Here is a 5907-nt window from a genome sequence, read left to right on the forward strand (position 1 = left end):
AGAGATTGTAAAAGAGTACATCCAAAACCAGTGACGCTGAATTCACCACCGCCCTATGAGGACGGCGTACTCTTCTTATTGCTTATAGAAATTTTATAATATTAACTTTTAATGACACTATGAAATAAGAAAAATATCTATTAACTTAATATGGCTATATAACCCACAAACCTTGAAATCATAATGATATTCAGTATAGCACCTAAATCTTTAATATGTATTTCTCATATTTCTAACTAACATGATTACGTGATCTTTCTATACATTTTTTAAACTCTTGTAAATCATTAATGACTGTTCCAATTGAATTATTTATATCACACATCATTGGCTAGCGTTAAAATCAATAATCCAATAACCAATCCATTAAATTCTTTACTTGAATGCCATTATAATTCCCTATTGTTAAGCGATCCGCTGTTAAGATAATTTTTTCGTAGTTATCTTTTATATGAAGAAAAGGTCTCATCTCTCTTTCAAAAGTTTCTTTTGCACTCATATCAGCAGTAACCTGAAAATAAGTATATATGCCTTGTTTTTGTGCAACAAAATCAACTTCTGTCTGACCAACCTTTCCAATCATTACACGATACCCTCGTCTTAGAAGTTCAAAATAAACAAGATTTTCAAATGAAAAACCTAAATCATATTTGTTTTTTGGTAAAATAAAATTGCGTAAACCAAGATCCACAATATATAGTTTTCGATTTGTTTTTAGTAACTGTTTTCCATTGATATCAAAACGATCCACTGGATAAAAAATAAAAGATCCTATTAATGCTTCAACATAATCACTTACTGTATTCGGTGATACTTTTCTTCCATTTGAAATTAAATAATCACTTATATTACGAATCGAAACAGGATTGCCGACTACACTAGCAAGATATTTAGCTATTGTTTTTAATAAAAAAATATCAGTAATATTTCTTTTATTTAAATCCTTTTCTTTTCGAATCTGTCTTTCCTCAATATCTTTAACAATAACTGTATTATATATTCCTTCTAAATATGTTTCTACTTTTTCATTTGTACGATTCATACGCGCAACATAAGGTAGACCTCCAACATGCATATATTCAAGAAAACCATTTTGTACATCTAAATTTGTTATTTCTAAAAACTCTTTAAAAGAAAAAGGCAACATTTTTATTTCTACATAACGCCCAGTTAACAAAGTAGCCAAGTCACCAGAAAGCATATAAGCATTCGATCCTGTAATATAGATATCTACATCTGGTTGTATATATAGACTATCTACAACTTTTTCAAAACCATTTACCTTTTGAATTTCATCTAGAAAAATATAAGTCTTTTTATCAGTACATAACCGCTTTTTTAGATATGCATATAATTTTTGATAATCCTGTAACTCTTCATATTCTAATGCTTCAAAATTCAAAGAAACAATTTGTTCCGTTACTATTCCATTTTGTGTAAGCCAATTTTGAAATTGATAAAGCAAAGTTGATTTTCCACAACGTCTAATACCTGTAACAACTTTAATAACATTTTCATCTTTCCATTGAATTAACCAGTCTAAATATTCTTTTCTTTCAACCATATCAAGACCCTCCATTACATTTCAATTTTAGCACATTTATTAAAAGAATTCTATTTTTGTTCCGATTTCGGAATTTATTATTTATTTTAAGTTATTTTTTTCTATTTTCGGAATATTTACAAATAAAGATAAACCTGCTTAATGTTCACTATTATTAACTAAAAATATATTTTTGTTTCTAATAATAAACAAAAGAGGAATTAAAACATGAAAAAAGCTGTTTATAATATACTACCACCGACTGAGAAAATACTAGAAACAATGGGAGAACAAATAAAACTGGCACGACTACGAAGAAATCTAACAACGGAATTAGTGGCTCAAAGAGCTGGTATTTCCCGTGTTTCTCTATGGAAAGTGGAAAAAGGAGATCCTTCTGTTGCGATTGGAATCTATGCAGCTGTTTTACATGCACTGAATAATTTAGATCAGGATTTACTAAAAATTGCTTGTGATGATCCATTAGGACGTCAACTTCAAGATATGAATTTACTGCCTCGAAAACGAGCAACCAGGAGAGATAGATAATGGCAAATATACAAAAAGATATATGTTTATGATGATTTTAGTTTTGACAACCCTTTTCTAATAGGTACATTATTTGTAAATGTAATAAAAGGATTTGAATCTTATTCATTTGAATATAATGAAGATTGGTTACGTAAAATGAATTATAATATTTCTTTAGATCCAGATTTGTTACCTTATCCTGGAAGACAATATCCTTCTAGCAAAAATATTTTTGGCATATTTTCAGATGCCTCTCCAGATCGTTGGGGACGTGTACTTATGAATAAGCATGAAAGAATTCAATCTGAAAAAGAAAAACGAAAACCCATGAAACTTCATGATAGTGATTATTTATTAGGTGTATATGATGAACTTAGAATGGGTGGAATTCGTTTCAAATTAGAAATAGATGGACCATTTTTATCAGATGATCAAAAAACCGCAGCTCCACCTTGGACTTCCTTAAAAACACTTGAAGAAGCTTCTAGAAATATTCAAATTGAAAAAACATCGCTATCTGAAAAATGGCTAAACCAACTAATTAAACCTGGTTCTTCTCTAGGTGGTGCAAGACCTAAAGCAACTATCACAGACTTGAATAATGAACTTTGGATTGCGAAATTTCCATCAAAAAATGATGAATACGATATAGGTGCATGGGAAATGGTTGCCCACGATCTTGCATCTTTATGCGGGCTTCATGTCCCTGAGGCAAAACTCGAAAAATTTTCTTCCTTAGGAAGTACATTTCTTGTAAAACGTTTTGATCGAAAAGGAAAAAAAGAATTCATTTTGCTTCAGCAATGACGCTTCTAGGAAAAGTAGATGGCTCTTCTGCAGCCGATGGATGTAGTTATTTGGATATTGTTTCTTTCATAAAAGCATATGGGTCACATCCAAAAGATGATTTATTAGAACTTTGGAAAAGAATAGTGTTTAATATGGCTATTTCAAATACTGACGATCATTTACGCAACCATGCCTTTATTCTCACAAAAAACGGGTGGAATTTATCACCTCTCTATAATATAAATCCTGTTCCCTATGGAGATGAACTATCTCTTAATGTGGATGAACAAGATAATCAAATCAATATTGAAATTGCCATTAAAACAGCAAAAAATTTGGTATAGATGAATCCAATGCCAAAAAATATGCAAATCAAATATTAAGTATTGTAAAAGAAAACTGGGTTAATTTAGCAAACAAATACAATATTTCTCGCAGTCAAATAGAAGAAATGAAACCAGCTTTTCATTTATGTAATACAGAAATATAAAACTTTAAGAACAGTCTAATTTGACTGTTCTTTTAAAAAATTAATTCATCTTCATTAATCAATATAATTTTATTATTTTCTTTGGCTAAATCCAGCATTCTTTGTGTAAATCCACTTTTACTAAATAAACCATAGACTATTTCATAACCAGGAAAAGATTTTTTGATTTCATTTGCTTGTTCGACTTTATTTTTCAAAGAAAAATAAACAAAAGCATCAACTGGTTTAGTATGAAATTTACATTCTCCAGCAAATATTTGTTTATTTTGATGATCGATAGCCATAACATCAATTTCTGTATTTCCATCAATATCATTCAGCCAATAAGATCCTATACGAGAACAAACAAAATGAATTTTACTTTTCATGCACAAATTTTGAAAAATATTTTTACAAATGTCTTCATAAACAAAAGCCACAAATTTTTCAACAAAATCTTTATTCATTTCATCCAAGACAATTTGCATATTATCAAGTTCTAATTCACCTTTATAAGGATACACATAATGAAACCAGAAACGAATAAATAAATCCGATATAAAATACAAACCCTTTCGAGATCTTTCAGGATTTTTTTCTGTAATAGGAATCCTTTTCTCAACAAAACCAAGTTCCATAAGAACAGAAAGATATGGCATCAAAGAAGATGTATCTTGAGACAACATACTCGCAATCTTATTGAGTTTATGATTACCATCTGAAATGGTTTTAATAATTGAAAAATAATTGACAGCTGAAAGAAATTCACTTTTTAATAAAAAATTAGGTTCTTCATATAAAAAGCCATTTTTTGAAAGAATTAACTTTTTAATTTGTTTTTCTAAGTCATCTGTTTCTATTAACAATTCCAAATATTTTGGTATACCACCTGTTATAGAATATTGCATAACAGCTTGTTCAAATGAAATATGTTGAACTTCATATAATTCACTAAAAGACAAAGGATTCAATCGAATTTGAGATGTCCTGCGACCATATAAAGGACTATCATAAGACAATGCATATTTATTCATCATTCCAATTAATGAACCAGATAAAATCAACATAACATTATGTTCTTTCAATATTTCATCCCAGGCATTTTGTAAAATCGAAGGAAAAGCACCATTTGTTTTCACAAGATATGGAAACTCATCAATTACCAGGACTTTCTTTTCATTTGGTTTATAATCTGCAATAATTTGAAATAAATCCAGCCAATCTGTAAATACTGCCTTTTTCATCAAAGAATTCTTCGTGCAACGCCCAATTACACCAGCTAAACGTTTCATACTTTGTGTTTCCAATTCTTCAGTGGCTAAAAAGTAGAAAGCTGTTTTATCTTTTATAAATTCTTTAATTAATGTTGTTTTTCCTATTCTGCGTCGTCCATATACAACAACAAAACTTCCATTACGTTGGTATTCATCATTTAGTTTTTCTAGTTCTGTTTTTCGACCAATAAAATTCATATCAATTACCTTTATAAATAGATTTATTATAATCTAATTTATAATAAATCTATTTATATAATATATCAATTATTCTCTAAAATTCAAACATTACTTGAATTTCTTTGTAGACGTTTTACATGCACTGAATAATCTAGAACAGGTTTTACTACCTAAAAAAACAGTCTAATTTGACTGTTCTTTTAAATCGGCTCCATAATTGAAAATAGCTGACAACAAAAATAATAATAAAATCCATCCAATACTAAACCATCCATTAAAATCTACGCGATTGATTTCATATAAAGTCAACAATATTTCACAAATCACAAAAGAAACAATGGGCATCCAAATGGATTTAATGGCTAATTGACGAATTAATGCAGCACCTTCATGTGTAAAAGGCGTTCCATCTTTTTCTTCTTGTTCACAATATTTATAGGCATAATACGATAAAATTCCATAGGTAATGGATAAAATCATTCCACATAAACAAGATACCCATAATGTATTTGTATTGATATCCTGAATCATAAATACTTGGTTTAATGTAGTAGTATTGGTATAAAACAAAGCACATATTAAACCTACAACCCATATACAACTAATCACAATACAAAAAATCATAGCTATTTTAGATAAAACTTTAAATACTTTAAAAAATTTCTGAACGGTTTCTAAACTCTTCATATTTCTTTTCTCCTTGCATAATAAGAATACAAAAAATAAAAAAGAATAGAAATTCTATTTCTTAGGCTAAATGTGTCAAAAATAGAGATTAGTTTAATAATCTCCTTTGGCTTTTATAACCTGTTTTAATCGATAATTTTTATCAAATATTTTTTCATCTAAATGATTCATTTCCAATAAACTTCGAATACACCATTCAGAATCTTGAGTATGAAAAACATAATATACTTCATTCATTTGTTTATAAGAAAACAACTTCATCACAAAAGAAGTAGAATGCTCTCTTGTATAGGATATATATCGATACATATATCCAATCCAGAATAAAGCATTCTTTGAATATTTTATTTTTCCATAATTTGAATCTCCCATTGTTCTAGGTAGTGTCAAAAATCAACGTTTTGATACAAATACAGCTACCTTGATTTATTTGT

7 protein-coding genes are annotated in these 5907 nt (G+C 28.7%); 3 read left to right on the forward strand and 4 right to left on the reverse strand.

Going from position 1 to position 5907, the window contains the following annotated elements:
- Positions 1-343 precede the first annotated feature (343 nt).
- Complete coding sequence (locus tag ACI32A_RS08300) at positions 344-1564, reverse strand: ATP-binding protein (protein ID WP_439754583.1); 1221 nt, start codon at positions 1562-1564, stop codon at positions 344-346.
- A gap of 207 nt (positions 1565-1771) precedes the next feature.
- Here ACI32A_RS08300 and ACI32A_RS08305 point away from each other — a divergent pair, with 207 nt between their 5' ends.
- The 3 genes from ACI32A_RS08305 (at position 1772) to ACI32A_RS08315 (ending at position 3207) form a co-directional block, all read left to right on the forward strand.
- The gene (locus ACI32A_RS08305) at positions 1772-2092 is read left to right on the forward strand and encodes a helix-turn-helix domain-containing protein (RefSeq protein WP_439754584.1); all 321 of its coding nucleotides are present in this window, start codon (positions 1772-1774) and stop codon (positions 2090-2092) included.
- Positions 2093-2230: 138 nt separating this feature from the next.
- Positions 2231-2881 (forward strand): type II toxin-antitoxin system HipA family toxin, encoded by a 651-nt coding sequence (locus ACI32A_RS08310; protein ID WP_439754585.1) that lies wholly within the window; start codon positions 2231-2233, stop codon positions 2879-2881.
- Positions 2878-3207 (forward strand): HipA domain-containing protein, encoded by a 330-nt coding sequence (locus tag ACI32A_RS08315; protein WP_439754586.1) that lies wholly within the window; start codon positions 2878-2880, stop codon positions 3205-3207. The genes ACI32A_RS08310 and ACI32A_RS08315 overlap by 4 nt, the downstream gene beginning before the upstream one ends.
- Before the next feature lie 178 nt (positions 3208-3385).
- Here ACI32A_RS08315 and ACI32A_RS08320 read toward each other — a convergent pair whose 3' ends face one another.
- The 3 genes from ACI32A_RS08320 to ACI32A_RS08330 form a co-directional block, all read right to left on the reverse strand.
- Entirely contained in the window at positions 3386-4804 is a 1419-nt protein-coding gene (locus tag ACI32A_RS08320) for an ATP-binding protein (RefSeq protein WP_439754587.1), read from the reverse strand.
- Positions 4805-4969: 165 nt separating this feature from the next.
- Positions 4970-5473, reverse strand: a complete 504-nt coding sequence (locus ACI32A_RS08325) for a hypothetical protein (protein ID WP_439754588.1) — start codon at positions 5471-5473, stop codon at positions 4970-4972.
- 93 nt (positions 5474-5566) lie between these two features.
- On the reverse strand, positions 5567-5845 hold the full coding sequence (locus ACI32A_RS08330) for a hypothetical protein (protein ID WP_439754589.1): 279 nt from the start codon (positions 5843-5845) through the stop codon (positions 5567-5569).
- Positions 5846-5907 lie beyond the last annotated feature (62 nt).

This window comes from Floccifex sp. (assembly GCF_051873555.1).
Taxonomy (GTDB): Bacteria; Bacillota_I; Bacilli_A; order Erysipelotrichales; family Erysipelotrichaceae; genus Floccifex.

What these genes read in the sequence shown, in the direction of transcription:
- ACI32A_RS08300 (WP_439754583.1), bottom strand. Translation starts at nt 1,564, where the DNA reads ATGGTTGAAAGAAAAGAATATTTAGACTGGTTAATTCAATGGAAAGAT.
- ACI32A_RS08305 (WP_439754584.1), top strand. Translation starts at nt 1,772, where the DNA reads ATGAAAAAAGCTGTTTATAATATACTACCACCGACTGAGAAAATACTA.
- ACI32A_RS08310 (WP_439754585.1), top strand. Translation starts at nt 2,231, where the DNA reads ATGAATTATAATATTTCTTTAGATCCAGATTTGTTACCTTATCCTGGA.
- ACI32A_RS08315 (WP_439754586.1), top strand. Translation starts at nt 2,878, where the DNA reads ATGACGCTTCTAGGAAAAGTAGATGGCTCTTCTGCAGCCGATGGATGT.
- ACI32A_RS08320 (WP_439754587.1), bottom strand. Translation starts at nt 4,804, where the DNA reads ATGAATTTTATTGGTCGAAAAACAGAACTAGAAAAACTAAATGATGAA.
- ACI32A_RS08325 (WP_439754588.1), bottom strand. Translation starts at nt 5,473, where the DNA reads ATGAAGAGTTTAGAAACCGTTCAGAAATTTTTTAAAGTATTTAAAGTT.
- ACI32A_RS08330 (WP_439754589.1), bottom strand. Translation starts at nt 5,845, where the DNA reads ATGGGAGATTCAAATTATGGAAAAATAAAATATTCAAAGAATGCTTTA.